We start from the raw sequence: 14,931 nt of genomic DNA, 5'->3' as shown, positions 1-14,931 counted from the left end.
TCGCCGATCACACAGTTATTCAAGATTTGGAATGGAGAGCATAGAATGACCGCTGACATCATCGAGTACAATAAAGGTCAGATCGAAGAAATGGTACATGCGATCAACACACATGCAGGCACCATGGATGATCAGATCGAGGAGCTGAACAATGCCGCTGTCGCTTTCGGCGAGAGCCTCGCCGGCGATCAGGCTCAGGCCGGATTCATCTCAACGCACAGTGTGCTGAAGTCAGAGCTCGAAGACACGACACAGATTCTTCGTGATTTGAACGCGGACGCCGACTATGCGATGCAGAACATGCTCGCAGTCGATCACAAGATCGGCCAGGGCTTCGATATCGTGTGATCGCTACGCACCGACGTCGGCTGGATCCGCTTCAGCCGACGTCGGCTGCTTTGGCTGCCAACGGTTTTGCGCACGGAACTTACTCACTGTGCTCTCATGATCACCTCTGAGTCGAGCCTCGGGTCCAGGCGGCGAGCAAGCTGCTCGATACAGATCGTCACTCCGAATGGGCAGCGTTCACCTGTACCGCGATCCGGCCACGTTCGCCGGCAGCTCGGATCACAACCACGGTGACATCGTTCAGTTCCCCGTCACCGTTCTGCGCCCGACAATGGGTCTGGGCGTTCATGCGAATTTCCAATGCCTTCGGGCATTCGACCGCAAATACCTGGACCTCCCCCTGTTGTCGGAGCAGATACTCGACCGTAAGCTCTAATTCGACACGTTCGAAGTAATTTTCCGCACTCAGCAGCGGATTTGCGCAGGCACCTAGCAACAGCACTGCACCGGCGGCCGGCGCTGATATCAGTGCGGCGATTCGCACAGGAAACTCCTTCGCGGGAATCCGGTTCCCGCAAGATCCACCTCGAAGCCGGGTCGCGGAAACGTTACACCCAGCAGAATGGCCTCCGGATCTTGTATCCGTCTTATCGAATCCTTTGCGCCACAACTACTTACACCCTTGGTGCGAGTATTCGTCCACCAAGGGTGAGTGAGGACGACACCAAGGGTGGATTGTGCTGAAAGCCCCTGTCCACCACATCATTTTCCGGCAGGTGTAATCGGCGAGACCCCCCGTCAGCGAATACCCCAGGCGGCGCCCTGCAATGGAACAGGATCGGCGTGTTCCGGAAACCGACTCCACCGTTATCGGCCGTTCGACGGCCCAAAATCCGGCCGAGACGAAAACAGCCCCGGCCGTGCGGAATCATTCCGCACGGCCGGGGCCTTACGAGCTGTTGTCGAGACCGGGTCAGAAACCCGGAGTGTCGACCTCGATATCGGGATCGAGGATCCCACATACCTTCCAGCTACCGTCTTCCTCGACCAGATCGTAGGTCGAGGTCGAGGTTGTCTCGTCGCCGAGGAGCTCCATCGTCATTTCCATGGTGAACGTTCCCTTATCGCTCCCCGAGGGCACGTCCACGCTTTTCAGCTTCGTCTCCGGCTTCGGCATATTCGAGGGCATACCGGTGGGCTGGACGGGATTGTCCTGCTCGAACTGCGCGACCTCGTCCAGATCCGCCTGGCAGACCAAATCTTCGGGGTCGCCGTCCTGGTCCACCCACGCCTGCGCCACGTCGCGCGGGTCGTCGTAGCCGCCGCCCATCACCGAGCCACCGCCGCTGAAAGCGAAATACCCGCCGACGCCGACCGCGATGAGTACCACGGCGACACCGCCGATGATGAGCGCGATCTTGCCGCCACTACCCCCCGACGGACGTGGCGGCTGACCGTAGCCCCCCGGCGCGCCGTACGGCGGCTGCCCCGGCGGCGGAAACTGCTGCCCGTACTGCGGCTGCCCCGGGTACGGTTGGCCCGGATACGGCTGACCAGGCATCGGCTGTCCTGGATAGGGTTGGCCGGGTGGCATGGGCTGACCCGGCTGCTGTTGGTACGGATTGGGTTGTTGCGGGTGACCCATTCGGAAGTCCTGTATCCCTTGCTGTCCTGCACGGAGCCCGTTCGGCGCCGCGTCCTCACACTAATTTCCCCACGGCACCGTGGTGTTAACACACTTGGCGGCACTCACTCTACGCACGATTGAACCAGTCGGGCAGCGAGGGGATTAACGGCCCATATTCCCATCCCTGAGGAACTGTCCGGAGGCCTCGTGCTAACCGAAAATCCCCGGAATCAGGCCAGAACCGAGGAATCGGTGGAGCGACCGGAGCCGGCCATACTGCTCGCGATGCTCTCCGCGTTGGCGATACGCTGCCCGCGCGCTTCGCCGGAGCTTCGTTCGTAGTACTCGTCGAAGACAGCCGCCGCCTGCCCCGCCGATGTGGTGTCCTTCAGCCTACGCATGGCACCCGATTCGCTGCCTTCCAGTTCGTGCACCATGAAATCGATCTGTGTTCTCCAGTCCGTCACGTCGGCACCGCGTTTCGCCGCGAAGGCTTCCAGGTTCTCCCGCCGACCACCCAACCACTGCGCCAGGCCGATCGCGCCTTCGCCCGGGTTGTACGCGCCGGTGTCGAAACCCGACTCCACCTGCAGGTTCCCGAGAATTCCGGCCGCTTGCGCGGGTGTGAAGCCCTTCTCGAGCAGATACTGATAGATCTCCTCGACCCGCGCCTTCTCACCTTCACCGATCGGCTGAGGTGAGTCATTGCTGTAAGCGCTGCCGGTGTCCGTGACACCGGGGACGTACGGCGCGGCCCCGCCGTTACTCGACCAATCCTGTGCGGGCACATCAGTGGATTTGCCCTCCAGCTTCGCATATGCGCGCAGGACCGCCTCGTATGCGACACCGACCGCGTTGTCCAGCGCGTTCACGGCATCGATCTGGCGGATCGGGGTGGGATCGTCCGGGACCTCGGCCGAGATCTCGACGGCCGCATCGCGCAGATCCTCGAACTCCTGGCTCACAGTATTGGCGTCCGCGGCTGCAAAGGAAGCAATGAAGCCGATTTGATCATCGAGGGCATACCAGTCGTTCTGGTAGCTCTGAATCTGCTCGGTGTTGAGGCCGTACTGCTCTTGCAGTGCGCTGTCACCGATGCGCTCGGGCTGTTCCTGGACCAGTTCCGCCGGGGTCAGCGTTTGCGCATTCTTGTCTCCCAGCCCGTCCTCCAGTGCCTTCAGCACGCTCTCGATGTAGTCGACGTAGGGATTGAGGATCGCAGCGTTCACCGGACGATGGAGCGTCCATTCCTCCGTGCGAGCCACGTCCACCTTCCTCACCCGGGACCGTCACCTGCTTATCAGAATTCCATTCCGTGGCCCCCTTGCGGTACTCCCGCTGATGAGAATGCCCGTTGGACCGAAATCGCAGGATACCGACGAGAAATCCCATAGTGTCACGTCTATACCGGCCCCGGCCCCCGCCACCGACGACCTGATCGCGGGTCTTTCTACCGGGAGGCGACCGCCGGGCCGCTCCGCTACTTCCGCGGCAGGCCCATTACCAGGGTTGCGATGGTGTTCAGTTGGATCTCGAGGGTGCCGCCGCCGATCACCCAGGTCGGGATATCGAGTTCGTGATGCACGGGTTCGGATAGCGCTTCACCGAGCGCGGCCGCCGGGCCGATCAAGTTCAGCGCCGCGGCCGCGGCATCGGTGTGCAGAATCGACGCGGCCGCTTTGGCCACACTGGTGGCCGGGCCGATGGCGTGACCGTCCAGTCGCCGGATCGTCTCCCGCAGATTCATTGCGGAGATGGCTGCGCCCCGGGCGCTGATCCGACCGAGGGTGCGCACCGCATCGTCACGGGTGCCGGCGTATTCACCGCGTTCGATGATGCCCCTGATGCGCTCGTTGTGTCCTGGATCGCGGACACCGCCGATGAACAGGCGTTCCTGTGCCAGAGTTTCCAGGGTCAGCGCCCATCCCTGGCCGGGTTCGCCCAGGACCATCTCGTCCGGCACGAATGCGTCGTCGAAGAACACCTCGTTGAATTCGGCATCGCCGCTGGCCTGCACGATCGGGCGCACGTCGACCCCTTCGGCGTGCATATCCACCAGGAGCATGGTGAGCCCCTGATGACGGCCCGCCTCGGGGTCGGTACGGGCCAGCAGCAGACCCCAGTCGGCGCGATGGGCGAGGGTGGTCCAGATCTTCTGTCCCTGGAGTCGCCATCCGCCGTCGACCCGGGAGGCACGCAGGCTCAGCGACGCCACATCGGAGCCGGCCTCGGGTTCACTGAACAGCTGGCACCAGATCTCCTCGCCGCGCAGCGCCGGGCCGGCCAGCCGGGCGAGCTGCTCGGGAGTGCCGCGATGCAGCACGATCGGCACCACCCACTGCCCGATCCCCATGGAGGGCTGGGCGATACCGTGCCTGTCGTATTCGTCCTGCAGGATCAGCTGTTCCAGCGGACTCGCTTCGATACCGAAGGGCTTGGCCATCGGCGGCGACACCAGGCCACTGTCCGCCAGCAGGGTGCGGCGGGCGCCGGTGTTCACCGCATCGTGGTCGCCGACCTTCGACGGGTTCGGATTGTCCAGTTGCGTCGCACGGTCCAGGATCTGCGATACCCATTCGCGGAAAGTCGAATCCGTCTCCGGCAGTGGAACGGCGAAGGTGCGTGGCCCCTGCAGAGCGGCGTCACCGAGGCGCAGTTCCCACGATTCCACCGGCCCGGCCAGACCGGCCAGCGCCATAGCGCGCCGCCAGTACAGGTGCAGATCGTGTTCCCAGGTGAAGCCGATCGCACCGTGCAGGCCGAGACATTCCACCGCGGCGTGCACCGCGTTACCGAGCGTGGTCAGGACCGAGCCCGCGACGGCGTGGGTCCGCTGCCCGGGCTCATCGCCGAGACCTCGTACGGCGTCCCAGGCAGCGGCCGTGGCGAGTTCACTCGTGATCAGCAACCGGGCGGTGCGGTGCTGCACCGCCTGGAAAGCACCGATCGGCCGGCCGAACTGGACCCGGGATTTGACGTACTCGGTGGCGGTATCGCTGCACCAGCGGATGACCCCGGCCGCCTCCACGGCGAAGAATGCGGTGGCGAGGGCTTCGGCCCGATCGGTGTCCAGCTCGATCGGCGCGGCCACGGCCACCTCGCGGAACCGGACGATGCCGAGGTCGCGGCCCAGATCGACGCCGTCTTTCGCCTCTACCTCGATTCCAGCGGCGTTGCGTTCGACCAGGTACCACCGGGTTTCGGTCCCGGCGAGGGCCGCCACGACGAACAGTTCCGCGGACGCGGCGCCCAGGACTATGCCGGTTTCACCGGTGAGCAGTGTTGCGGCGCCGCCGGTTTCCGCGGTGCACGCGACCCGGTGTTCCGGACCGATCACCGCGCCGGGCGCGCCTTCGGCGATCCGCCGCAACGCCTCGTCGGCGCAACCACCGGCGGACGCGAGTACGGCACCGGCGACCGCCGTGGGCAGCAGTGGGCCGGGCAGCAGTGCCCGGCCCGATTCGGCGAGCACGACAGCGAGATCGTCGAGCGTTCCGCCTTGGCCGCCGACCGTTTCCGGAAGGTGCACGCCGGTGAGTCCCAGCGCGACCAGTTCCGGCCAGAATTCGGGCAGGTTCCCCTGTTTCAGGCGATCGGTGTGCTTACGCGTGTATTCGCGGGCGGCATACCGGTCCGCGAATCCGGCGACGGTTTCGGCCAGCGCCGCTTGGTCGGCGGTCAGGGCAACGGGCACGGCTATCACTCCGGTCGTGGGTGTCGGCAACGGTCCCGGCTCGGTACGGGATACTGAGATTAGAACACGTTCTACTTAGCCCGTGGCAAATCCGGTGGAACGCCGCGCTGCGCGCCGGCCACCGGCTCGGCCGGCAGCCGTCAGATCGTGGTGCCCACATCCTGCGCTACCAGGTTGTCCATCGCCCGTTCGGCCACCGCGGCGATGGTCATCGACGGATTGCAGGCGGCGGCGTTACCGGGCAGCAACGCACCGTCCAGGACGTAGAGCCCCCGCTGGCCTATGACCCGCCCGTCGAGATCGCAGACCGAACCCATACAGGCGCCACCGAGCGGATGCCAGGTCGACGGGAAGGCTCGATTGGTATCGCCCAGCACCGACGCCGGACCCGCGATCGCCCGCACGGTTTTCTCGATATGCCCGTATTGGATCGCCGCGTCGCCGTCCGAAGGCCAGGACAGACGGGCACTGTCGGCGGCCGGATCGTAGCGGAAGCGGCCGCGGGCATCGCTCACGCCGTATCCGACGAGCATGGTGGTGTGGGCGTCCGTACCGAGCGGCGGGATCGACGCCTGGATCACGGTATGCGCGGTGGCGGGGTCGTCCCAGTTCAGACTCCCGTAGACGACCGGCCCGCCCTGATCCGCGCCGAAATCCTCGGCCGGGCCGGTCCAGGTGTAGATCCGGTCCGCATTCGTTCCCCAGCCGGTGCCGAGCGCGTCGGGCAAGTCCGGGATCAGCCCCTTTCCACCTGCTCGCATGAGCAGGTCGGTGGTGTTGAGACTGCCCGCGGCCATGATGAGCGTCTTGGTGGTGAGCACCTTTTTCGCCAGTACCCGCGCGTTCTCGTCGGTCTGGTCGACGTGCACGATCCAGCGACCGTCCGCACCCCGTTCCACATCGGTGACGTTGTGCATCACCTGGACGTCGACCGACCCGGTAGCTTCGGCCGCGGCCACATAGGTGACGTCGACGGTATGTTTACCCCCGTTGTTCACACCGAACGCCCCTGCACCGTTGGTGTAGGAGGCCGTCATCTCACCGCGCGTTTCGGCCAGCGCGTAGTTCCAGTCGATGGGCATCGGGATCTTCGACACCGGCAGCCCGGCCGCCTCGGCATTACGCGCGAATATCCGCGCGGCGTTGTAGTTCGGATGCGCGATCAGCTCGTCCGGGGCCACAGCCAGTTGCAGCATGGCGGCGACCCGCGGATAGTGCACCCGGTCCATCAGCCGCCAGTCGAGTTCCTGCGGGAAATGGGTGTTGAACACCGCCTCCGCCGGTTGCAGCGACATACCTTGGTAGAGCAGGGAACCGCCGCCGAGGCCGGCGGCGCACAGCGCGGTCATATTCTCGCCGGGGACGGCATCGAGGAGGCCGGCGTAGGGCTCGAAGGCGACCGGCCTGCCGAACAACTGCGGATCGGAACCGTGCCACAGTAGTCGTTTGTCGGGATTCAGCGGGTTACCGAAAGTATCCGCGTTCGGGCCGGTGGGCCAGCGTTTTCCGCGTTCGAGCAGCAGGACCGGGACACCGGCCTGCGCCAGCCGCAGGGCCGCGATACCACCGCCGAATCCGGAGCCCACCACGATCGCCCGGTGGTCCTCGCGAACCACCGGGGTCCGGCGCCGCGGGACGCGCAGAGCATTGTCCGCCGACGCGACTGCCGCGGCGGCGACCGTTGTTCCGGCCGCCGCCGCGGCGCCTCCCAGGAATGCGCGCCGAGACATTGCGAACAAGAGCGACCTCCGAACAGCTGTGCTACGACTCCCTGCAACAGCGGCCGCCGCGGCAACGTCGGCGCGCGGGCGGCCGAACTGCCGACAAGCGGAGCGCCCGAGGCGCTTTCCGCGGGCGAGTTCGAAAGTAGATAGCTGTCACATCGAGTGTCAAGAACCTATCGGTCGATTGCCCAGCAGTGTCATGACGATCTCGATCGGCCTTATCACACCAGTTCAGAGGCCATATAGACAACCCCCCGAACAGGAATATGGACATATGTCCAGCGCAGGTAGCGGCCCTCGCCGACTCAGCCGGCGGCCTCGAGCTCTGCTTTCAATCGATCCAGAGTGCGGCGAATGTTGCCCTTCTGGAATTCAGCGAAACCCCGCTTGCCGGTGGCCACCCGGTCGAACCACAGGGCGGGGGTATCCGGCCAGTGGGTGCGGTCGTCGTACCAGATCTCGGTGACCCGGACCCCCTCGGCGACGGCGTCGAACCGGTACTCCCAAGTCGCTACGGCCACCGGCAGCATCGGCCTCCACAACCCCCACCGGCACACCCGGAAGGCGAACCGGCTCGGCCGCTCGGCCACGGTCACAGTGCATTCGGTATGCCACCGCATCGGCCCGCGCCGGTTCGCACCCACAAAAGTCATTCCCGGGTACGCCGCCCGGCCCGGTTCGGCGACCGCCGCGCCCGTGTTCTCCGGACTCCACCGGCCCATCTGCGTCACATCACTCACCGCGTCGTAGGCGGTACCGGGGTCGGTGCAGACCACGATGCTGCCGGATACCTCGGTGATCCGGTTTATTTTCACCACGGCGTCAACTCCTTGTCGGGCCTCGTCGTCGTCGATCCTAGGTATCCGAAACACGCAGCGCGCGTGTCCTCGACAGGTACCGGGCGCTTCACTTCGATCCGGCCGTGCGCTCCGGCCCCGATGCCCCCTCGACGGCGGCGTCACCCCCGGAACGGATGCCGTACTTCATCAACGGCACGATGGTGGTCCGGATGAAGGCCCGCGCCGCCTGCTCATCGTCGAAATCGACCCCCGCGGTGGGAGTGAGCATCAGCGAATGCGCCATCCGGGCAACGAGTTCGGCCACCGGCCGCGGGTCGTACGGGGCCAGCACCCCCTGCTCCTGTCCGGCCGCCAGTACACCGGCGATGTACTCGATACCCTGGGAGACCATTTCCTCGCCGCGCACGGTGTAGAAGCCCAGCGCTTCCTCGGGCGCCACCGCCAGCAGTTGGGTAACCAGCGGGTGAGTCCGGGTCAGGCGGAGCACGAAAAGAACCGTCTCCTCGATCTGGGCGGCGGTGCCCTCGGTCGTCGAGGCGATCGCCGTCGCCTCGGCGAGTACCCGCGCGATCTCGCGGGACAGCGCCGCCTCGATCAGGGCATCCTTACCGGAGAATCGGCGATAGAGGGTGATCCGGTTCAGCCCGCAGCGGCGGGCGATATCGTCCAGACTGCTGCGCCGGATGCCGACCTGCAGAATCCGGCCGAGGGTTGCGTCCAGAATCCGCTCGTCGACTTCGTCATAGGTACGGAACATGTAGCGGAATTATAGACCGCGTTGCATTGTGTCCCAGCCCTCGCGCGAGGCATGGACGGGCAGCGCCCACTCTGCGCGGCGCTCTCCATCGTGGCCGACCAGTCGGCGCGAGTCCCATCCCCGGGCGGCGATCCCCGGCGCCGGCCGATCCCACAGGACCGTACGAGCCTTCGCCGCCATACCGACACGCTCGAACCATTGTTCGGTAGCGATATCGGCCGACCCACCCCCGATCACGACGGATCGGCGGGAATCGTTCATGCTGCTCCGCCTCACCGTAGACCCCACCATTGACACAATGTAACGGACTCAATACATTCGTTTCATGGGATTTGCAGACACGGGTACCGAGATCCCCACCCGGCACCCCGCCGGTCCGGTCGCCGTGCCCGGGTTGAAACCGTTCGCCATGCTGATGGGCATCGGCGCACCGGACTCGCGGCGCTGGGCGGCCATGGGCGAATCGCTGCTGATCGGCGACGAACCGATGGACAACCTGGTCGACTGGATGATCGGCACCGGGATGGCCGACACCCGGCCGCTGTTCGAACAGGCCGTGGCCGGCGGAATCGATTCGGTCACCGAGGCACCGCAGCCGCTGCGCGAGTTCTTCACCGCCGTCGAAACACTGCCGGAATGGCTGGACGAGAAGATGCTGCGCCGCGGCGAACAAGTGCTGCGCCGCGGCGGCTACGACGGGCTGTACCTGGCGCGCGACGTATCCTTCCTCGGCGGATACCTGGCGTCCGGATTCAACAAGACGCTGCTGCGCACCGGCGCGCTCGAGAAGGGGCCCGCCCAGCGGTTCGCCGAGACGATGCAGTGGGCGCTCGACGTCCAGAACGGTATGGGCAAGTTCGAACCCGGCTATCGCTCCACCCTGCATGTACGGTTCGTCCATTCGCTGGTTCGCCGGCACGTCGGCGCCATGCCCGACTGGGATCAACGCGCGTGGGGCCTGCCGATCAACCAGACGGATATGGCCGCGACACTGGTGGGTGCGCTCATCGCGCCGTTCGTCGGCGGTCTGGTGATGGGGATCGTGCCGTCCCGCGAGGACCGGGAGGCTGCGGCCCACCTCGCCCGCTACGTGGGCCGGCTGATGGGTGTTGCGGATGAGTGGCTGCCGACCGGATTCCGCGACAGTGTCCGGATTCTCTACCACACCATGACGGCCATCACGAATCCTGACGAGACCACCCGCCAGCTCGCCCTGCCGATGGCCAACGACCCACTGACCTGGAACTATCCGAACCTGCCGTGGCTACGCGGCCGGATCGCGCGCGCCCAGCATCTGTCGATCTCCAGCATGTACCTGGGGCCGGGTGCCATGCGCAAACTCGGCCTGTGGCCGTATATGCCGCCGTGGTATCCCGCGCTGCGCGTACCGGTCAACCTCGCACGCAGTGCGGCCACCCGGGTCAGCCCGGCCGCTCGGCAACGTGCCGAGGAACGCGGACTGCGGGAACAAGCGGCGTTCAAGAGGATGCTGGTGGGTTCCGGTCCGGCAGATGTGGGGATGTCGGCACACCACCTGCAGGCCACGGCATAACGAGCATTCTGCGGAGCCGGGCAGCCGACGATCTGGTGACCTGTTTCCACTACGGCGACCGGGCCCGTGCCGCGGCGAGATACCCGCTCGACACCGCATCTGCCGGCTGAGCGATTGATCAGCGCTTTCACCGATAGTTCTACGAACCACTTGGGTGTGGGCTCCCCGGACGGATATAACGTAACCGGCCCCATCGGCGATCGATGGGCTGTGCCGTACACCGAGAAGGACAGAAATTATGGAGATCCAGGGAGCACGTGCAGTCGTCGTCGGAGGCGCCTCCGGAATGGGCCGGGCCAGCGCCGAACTGCTCGCCGCCCGCGGAGCGAAGGTCGTCGTTGTCGACCGCACTGCCAGTGAGGGCAGCAAGATCGCTGCCGAGCTCGGCGGTTCCTTCTTCGAAGCCGACGTCACCGATCACACCGGTGTCGAATCGGTACTGGCCGAAGCGGTGGAACAGCTCGGCGGGCTCGATATCGCGGTCAACACCGCCGGTGGCGGTATCGCCAAGCGCACGCTGTCCAAGACCGGGCCGCACGATCTGGAATCGTTCCAGCAGATCATCAATTTGAACCTGATCTCCACCTTCAACCTGAACCGTTTGCAGGCCTGGCATATGAGCCAGGGTGAGCCGAACGCCGACGGCGAACGCGGCGTTATTGTCAATACCGCCTCCATCGCGGCGTTCGAGGGCCAGATCGGGCAGGTCGCCTACACGGCGGCCAAGGCCGGTATCGCGGGAATGGCCCTGACCATGGCTCGCGATCTGGGTTCGGTCGGGGTCCGCGTGCTGGCCATCGCGCCGTCCCTGTTCGATACCGGCATCCTGGCCGGTGTACCGGAAGAGATGGTGACGCCGCTGGTCGCGGGCAACGCCTTCCCGAAGCGGATGGGCCGGCCGGAGGAATACGCGAAGCTGGCCTGCTCCATCATCGACAATGCGATGCTCAACGGCCAGTGCCTGCGCTTGGACGCCGGAATGCGGTTCGCGCCCAAATGAATCGATGACCGGCCGGGCACTGCGCGCCGGAGAAAGACCGCGAACCACACTGTTTCCCGGCGCGCTGTGCGGCGCCGGGAGCGCCCCGGTCGCAGTGCGCACGCCGGACCGGAATGTGGGACGACGGCACGACCACACCCGCTCGAACACCGCGGCACCCGGCCGCACACCGCACCACTGGAGGTGGCCATGAGCCTGGAAGCTGTGCGACCCGCGGAATCGGTGGCCGACCGCCTCACCCTCCGACGTCTCGGCGAGTACCGGTTCCGGGGACGCACCCATGGCGGGCCTTCCCGGCGCAGCTACGGCGGTGAAGTCGCGGGTCAGGCAGTATTGGCCGCAGGCCACACCGCTCCCGCGGATCGGCCGATCCATTCCGCGCAGACGTATTTCCTGCTACCCGGTGACACCACCGTTCCCACCGAATTCGTGGTCGAGCCGGTGCGCGACGGTGGTTCGTTCTCCACCCGGCGGGTCGAGGCACTCCAGAACGACCGGGTGATCTTCACGATGCTCGCTTCCTTCCACCGCACAGAGGAAGGTCTGCAACACCAGGTTGCCACTCTCGACGCCCCCGGACCCGATGAGTTACCCGATATCGCCTCGGCTTTCGCCGGCTATCCCGAGGCCCTGAAGTGGACCTCGACCTTCCTCGACGCGCTCGGTATCGAGGCCCGCTTCCCGGAACCGCCGGCCCGCGCGCAAGCCATGCGCGGCGAAGTGTCCCCGGCCCGGCAGCGCGTGTGGTTGCGTACGCGGGCACCGCTTCCCGACGGGCGGCTCGAGCAAGCCGCCTGCCTGATGTATCTGAGCGATCTGCTGTTGCTCTCGGCGACCATCGGCCCGCACGGCGAAGAACTGGGCGACCACGGTCTCCAGGTGGCGACGGTCAACCACTCCATCTGGTTCCATGCGCCACTGCGGGCCGACGACTGGTTCCTGCACGACCAGTACGGTCGATGGGCCGGCGGCGGCCGCGGGCTCGCCCATGGCGAAATCCTGGACCGGTCCGGGCGGTTGTGCGCAACCACCATGCAGGAAGGCCTGATTCGCCGGCGTTGACGAGTCCGCGACGGACCCCGATCCGGCTACCGGCCTCGTTCCAGCGCCGCGCCTTCGTCTGCCGCTTCCTTCGAGGGCGGCGCGATAGGCCGGGCCGTCCGGGCATCGTCCGAAATCGCCGGATCCGTTGTCGCCGCGTCCGTTGTGCCGATGGAGAATTCCACGCCGGTCAGTTCTTCGGCCACCGCCCACAGCCGCCGGCCGGTTTCGGGGTCGTGGGCCGACGGCGCGGCGGGCACGGCGATCGGGGGGCCGACCAGTCCCCAGCGGTTCGCCGGGCCGAAGAAACCGCCCCCCTGCACCGCGGGGTCGAGCGCGGCTCGCAGAATCGGCAGTGCGCCCTGCTCCGGGGTCTGGGTGAACAGGCGGGCCAGGGTCATCACCACACCGCTGTAGGCGATCCGGGCAACGAGACTCTGTTCCCGCAGAATGGTCGACCGCACCCCGCCGGGATGGGCTCCGACCGACAGGGCCGGCACACGGGCGGTCGCGAGCCGGCGCTGCAACTCCACCATGAACGTCGTGGCGGCCATCTTCGACCGCGAATAGGTGAGGAGGCGGCCGAAACTGTGCTCGGATTGCAGATCGTCGAAATCCAGTTCGGCGTTGCCGCGACCGTGGCTGAGACTGCCGACGCCGACCACCCGTCCGGCGGGCGCGGCAGTGAGCAGATCGATCAGTTGCGCGGTGAGCGCGAAATGGCCGAGAAAGTTGATCCCGAAATCGCTTTCGAAACCGTCGGCGGTCAGCGTCCGTGTACCGGTGACGACACCGGCGTTGTTGATCAGTAGGTCGAGCCGGGGCAGTTCGGCGTGCAGGCGCCGCGCGCAGTCGGCGATGGAGGCAAGGCTGCCGATATCGACGTGGGTCGTGCGGATATCGGCCCCCGGAGCCGAATCCTCGATATCCCGCTTGGCGTGCGCGGCCGCGGTGTCGTTGCGGCAGGCGAGGATCACCCGCGCGCCACGGCGGGCCAGCCCGCGCGCCACCTCCAGGCCGATACCGGTGTTCGATCCGGTCACCATTGCGGTACGGCCCGACTGATCGGGCGCCTCGGCCACTGTCCACGGTTGGTTCGACGAGCTCACGGTATCTATCCAGTTCCGGCGGGTGTTGTGCCGTCCGGGGTCGTGCTCTGTCGCACACCACCGGGCAGCCGGTCCCGCGGAAGTATAATCCAATTCTCTCTTTCAGAGAATACCATTACCAAACCGAGGGCGCGGCACCTACAGCAACGGCACGAGCCCACACTTACGACCCACTCCGCCCAGGATCAAACGCTCTTCGGCGGTCCCCGGCGGATGCACCGGCCCCGAAGGCCACCACTCGTCGAGCGGCACTACGCCCGGATCGATCAATTCCAGCCCCGTGAAATACGATTCGATCTCCGCTCGGGTCCGGTACCAGCCCGAGCCCACGGCATTTTCCACGAAACGCCGCTCCACTTCACGCGCGAGCTGGTGGTCCGGGGAATCCTCACCCGGATCCCAGAAGTGCGTGATCGCCACATACGACCCCGGGCTCAGTGCCTCCACCACCCGGGCCACGATGCTCGCGGGATCCGCGGAATCCGACAGGTGATGCAGTACGGAACCCAGTATCACCGCGACCGGCCGGTCCTGGTCCAGGTACCGCCAGACCGACGAATCCACCGCAAGCACATCCGGATCGGTGAGATCTCCGTGGAGATAGACGGTGTCCTCGTTGGTTTCCAGCAATGCCCGGCCCTGCGCGCTGACCATCGGATCATTGTCCAGGTAGACGACCCGCGCCCAGGGGTTCACCAGCTGGGCGATTTCATGCGTATTGCTCACGGTGGGCAACCCTGCACCGGCATCCAGGAATTGCTCCACACCGACGACCCCGGCCAGGTACCGCAGTACGCGGCGCAACCAGGCCCGGTTCCGACGCGAGACCGCGCACATACCGGGCGCGACTTCCAGGACCGCGGCGAGCGCCTGACGGTCGGCCTCGAAATTGTCCTTGCCGCCGAGGCTGGCATCGTAGACGCGAGCGATACCGGCCCGGGAGGTATCGACCCCGGCCGGGGCGCGGCCGGGCCCCAGCGAGCTGAACGACGAATCTGGCATCGAGTTTTTCTCTCTATCCGGTTGTGGTGTGGTGCGACGTCGACAAATAGGGCTCGACAGTGGTGACGGAAGCACCGCCGCGAATTCATCGCCGGCCGGGAAAACACCCGAATAATATTTCCGCCGCACTCATTCGCGCAGGTAGCTGCCGAAAAATCTTTGGCCGCACAGCGTCCGGTCCATCGCGATCACTTCGGGACAAGCACTCGAAGCAGGTGATTTCGCGCGCCGAGCACGGCCATCGGGCGGAATATGAGGGGACCGGGGGTGGCGAGGCCGCCGGACGCATCCGGATTCGCCGGAAGCCGCCGCCCGGGAGGGGGTGGCGATCTAGAGT

The 14,931-nt window shown here is 66.0% G+C and carries 14 protein-coding genes; 4 read left to right on the top strand and 10 right to left on the bottom strand.

What is annotated here, in order from left to right; translation table 11 throughout:
• Positions 1-45: 45 nt before the first annotated feature.
• Positions 46-348 carry a hypothetical protein gene (locus NS6_RS01030; RefSeq protein ID WP_068035316.1) on the top strand — a complete coding sequence of 101 codons (303 nt, stop codon included), beginning with the start codon at positions 46-48 and terminating at the stop codon, positions 346-348.
• A gap of 157 nt (positions 349-505) precedes the next feature.
• Here NS6_RS01030 and NS6_RS01025 read toward each other — a convergent pair whose 3' ends face one another.
• The 8 genes from NS6_RS01025 to NS6_RS00990 form a co-directional block, all read right to left on the bottom strand.
• Positions 506-832 (bottom strand): DUF4333 domain-containing protein, encoded by a 327-nt coding sequence (locus NS6_RS01025; protein ID WP_068035314.1) that lies wholly within the window; start codon positions 830-832, stop codon positions 506-508.
• A gap of 429 nt (positions 833-1,261) precedes the next feature.
• The gene (locus NS6_RS01020) at positions 1,262-1,849 is read right to left on the bottom strand and encodes an Rv0361 family membrane protein (RefSeq protein WP_068035312.1); all 588 of its coding nucleotides are present in this window, start codon (positions 1,847-1,849) and stop codon (positions 1,262-1,264) included.
• Positions 1,850-2,145: 296 nt separating this feature from the next.
• Positions 2,146-3,180 (bottom strand): phage tail tip lysozyme, encoded by a 1,035-nt coding sequence (locus NS6_RS01015; protein WP_157112569.1) that lies wholly within the window; start codon positions 3,178-3,180, stop codon positions 2,146-2,148.
• A gap of 215 nt (positions 3,181-3,395) precedes the next feature.
• A complete protein-coding gene (locus tag NS6_RS01010) occupies positions 3,396-5,609 on the bottom strand; it encodes an acyl-CoA dehydrogenase family protein (protein ID WP_068035308.1) in 2,214 nt (737 codons plus the stop codon).
• A gap of 140 nt (positions 5,610-5,749) precedes the next feature.
• On the bottom strand, positions 5,750-7,348 hold the full coding sequence (locus NS6_RS01005) for a GMC oxidoreductase (RefSeq protein WP_174552545.1): 1,599 nt from the start codon (positions 7,346-7,348) through the stop codon (positions 5,750-5,752).
• A 290-nt stretch (positions 7,349-7,638) separates the two neighbouring features.
• Positions 7,639-8,151, bottom strand: coding sequence for an SRPBCC family protein (locus NS6_RS01000; protein ID WP_307646937.1), 513 nt, complete (start codon positions 8,149-8,151; stop codon positions 7,639-7,641).
• Between the two features lie 88 nt (positions 8,152-8,239).
• Positions 8,240-8,890 carry a TetR/AcrR family transcriptional regulator gene (locus NS6_RS00995; RefSeq protein ID WP_068035306.1) on the bottom strand — a complete coding sequence of 217 codons (651 nt, stop codon included), beginning with the start codon at positions 8,888-8,890 and terminating at the stop codon, positions 8,240-8,242.
• 9 nt (positions 8,891-8,899) lie between these two features.
• Positions 8,900-9,151 (bottom strand): hypothetical protein, encoded by a 252-nt coding sequence (locus NS6_RS00990; RefSeq protein WP_068035305.1) that lies wholly within the window; start codon positions 9,149-9,151, stop codon positions 8,900-8,902.
• Between the two features lie 64 nt (positions 9,152-9,215).
• On the opposite strand from NS6_RS00990, the gene NS6_RS00985 reads away from it, so the two are divergent.
• From NS6_RS00985 to NS6_RS00975, 3 genes are all read left to right on the top strand, one after another.
• The gene (locus NS6_RS00985) at positions 9,216-10,442 is read left to right on the top strand and encodes an oxygenase MpaB family protein (protein ID WP_068035303.1); all 1,227 of its coding nucleotides are present in this window, start codon (positions 9,216-9,218) and stop codon (positions 10,440-10,442) included.
• Between the two features lie 238 nt (positions 10,443-10,680).
• A complete protein-coding gene (locus tag NS6_RS00980; RefSeq protein ID WP_068035302.1) occupies positions 10,681-11,442 on the top strand; it encodes an SDR family NAD(P)-dependent oxidoreductase in 762 nt (253 codons plus the stop codon).
• Between the two features lie 189 nt (positions 11,443-11,631).
• Positions 11,632-12,504, top strand: a complete 873-nt coding sequence (locus NS6_RS00975) for an acyl-CoA thioesterase (protein ID WP_068035300.1) — start codon at positions 11,632-11,634, stop codon at positions 12,502-12,504.
• 26 nt (positions 12,505-12,530) lie between these two features.
• On the opposite strand, the gene NS6_RS00970 is transcribed toward NS6_RS00975, so the two are convergent.
• Entirely contained in the window at positions 12,531-13,592 is a 1,062-nt protein-coding gene (locus NS6_RS00970; RefSeq protein WP_084470510.1) for an oxidoreductase, read from the bottom strand.
• Positions 13,593-13,730: 138 nt separating this feature from the next.
• The gene (locus tag NS6_RS00965; protein ID WP_068035296.1) at positions 13,731-14,594 is read right to left on the bottom strand and encodes an SAM-dependent methyltransferase; all 864 of its coding nucleotides are present in this window, start codon (positions 14,592-14,594) and stop codon (positions 13,731-13,733) included.
• Between the last annotated feature and the right edge of the window lie 337 nt (positions 14,595-14,931).

It is taken from the genome of Nocardia speluncae NBRC 108251 (assembly GCF_001613245.1).
In the GTDB taxonomy this organism is placed as follows: domain Bacteria; phylum Actinomycetota; class Actinomycetes; order Mycobacteriales; family Mycobacteriaceae; genus Nocardia; species Nocardia speluncae.
This window is presented reverse-complemented; position numbering and strand designations above follow the sequence as displayed.

Coding starts and splice junctions, on each gene's coding strand:
- NS6_RS00975 (WP_068035300.1), top strand. CDS start 11,632: ATGAGCCTGGAAGCTGTGCGACCCGCGGAATCGGTGGCCGACCGCCTC.
- NS6_RS01020 (WP_068035312.1), bottom strand. CDS start 1,849: ATGCCTGGTCAGCCGTATCCGGGCCAACCGTACCCGGGGCAGCCGCAG.
- NS6_RS00990 (WP_068035305.1), bottom strand. CDS start 9,151: ATGAACGATTCCCGCCGATCCGTCGTGATCGGGGGTGGGTCGGCCGAT.
- NS6_RS00985 (WP_068035303.1), top strand. CDS start 9,216: ATGGGATTTGCAGACACGGGTACCGAGATCCCCACCCGGCACCCCGCC.
- NS6_RS00980 (WP_068035302.1), top strand. CDS start 10,681: ATGGAGATCCAGGGAGCACGTGCAGTCGTCGTCGGAGGCGCCTCCGGA.
- NS6_RS00965 (WP_068035296.1), bottom strand. CDS start 14,594: ATGCCAGATTCGTCGTTCAGCTCGCTGGGGCCCGGCCGCGCCCCGGCC.
- NS6_RS01030 (WP_068035316.1), top strand. CDS start 46: ATGACCGCTGACATCATCGAGTACAATAAAGGTCAGATCGAAGAAATG.
- NS6_RS00995 (WP_068035306.1), bottom strand. CDS start 8,890: ATGTTCCGTACCTATGACGAAGTCGACGAGCGGATTCTGGACGCAACC.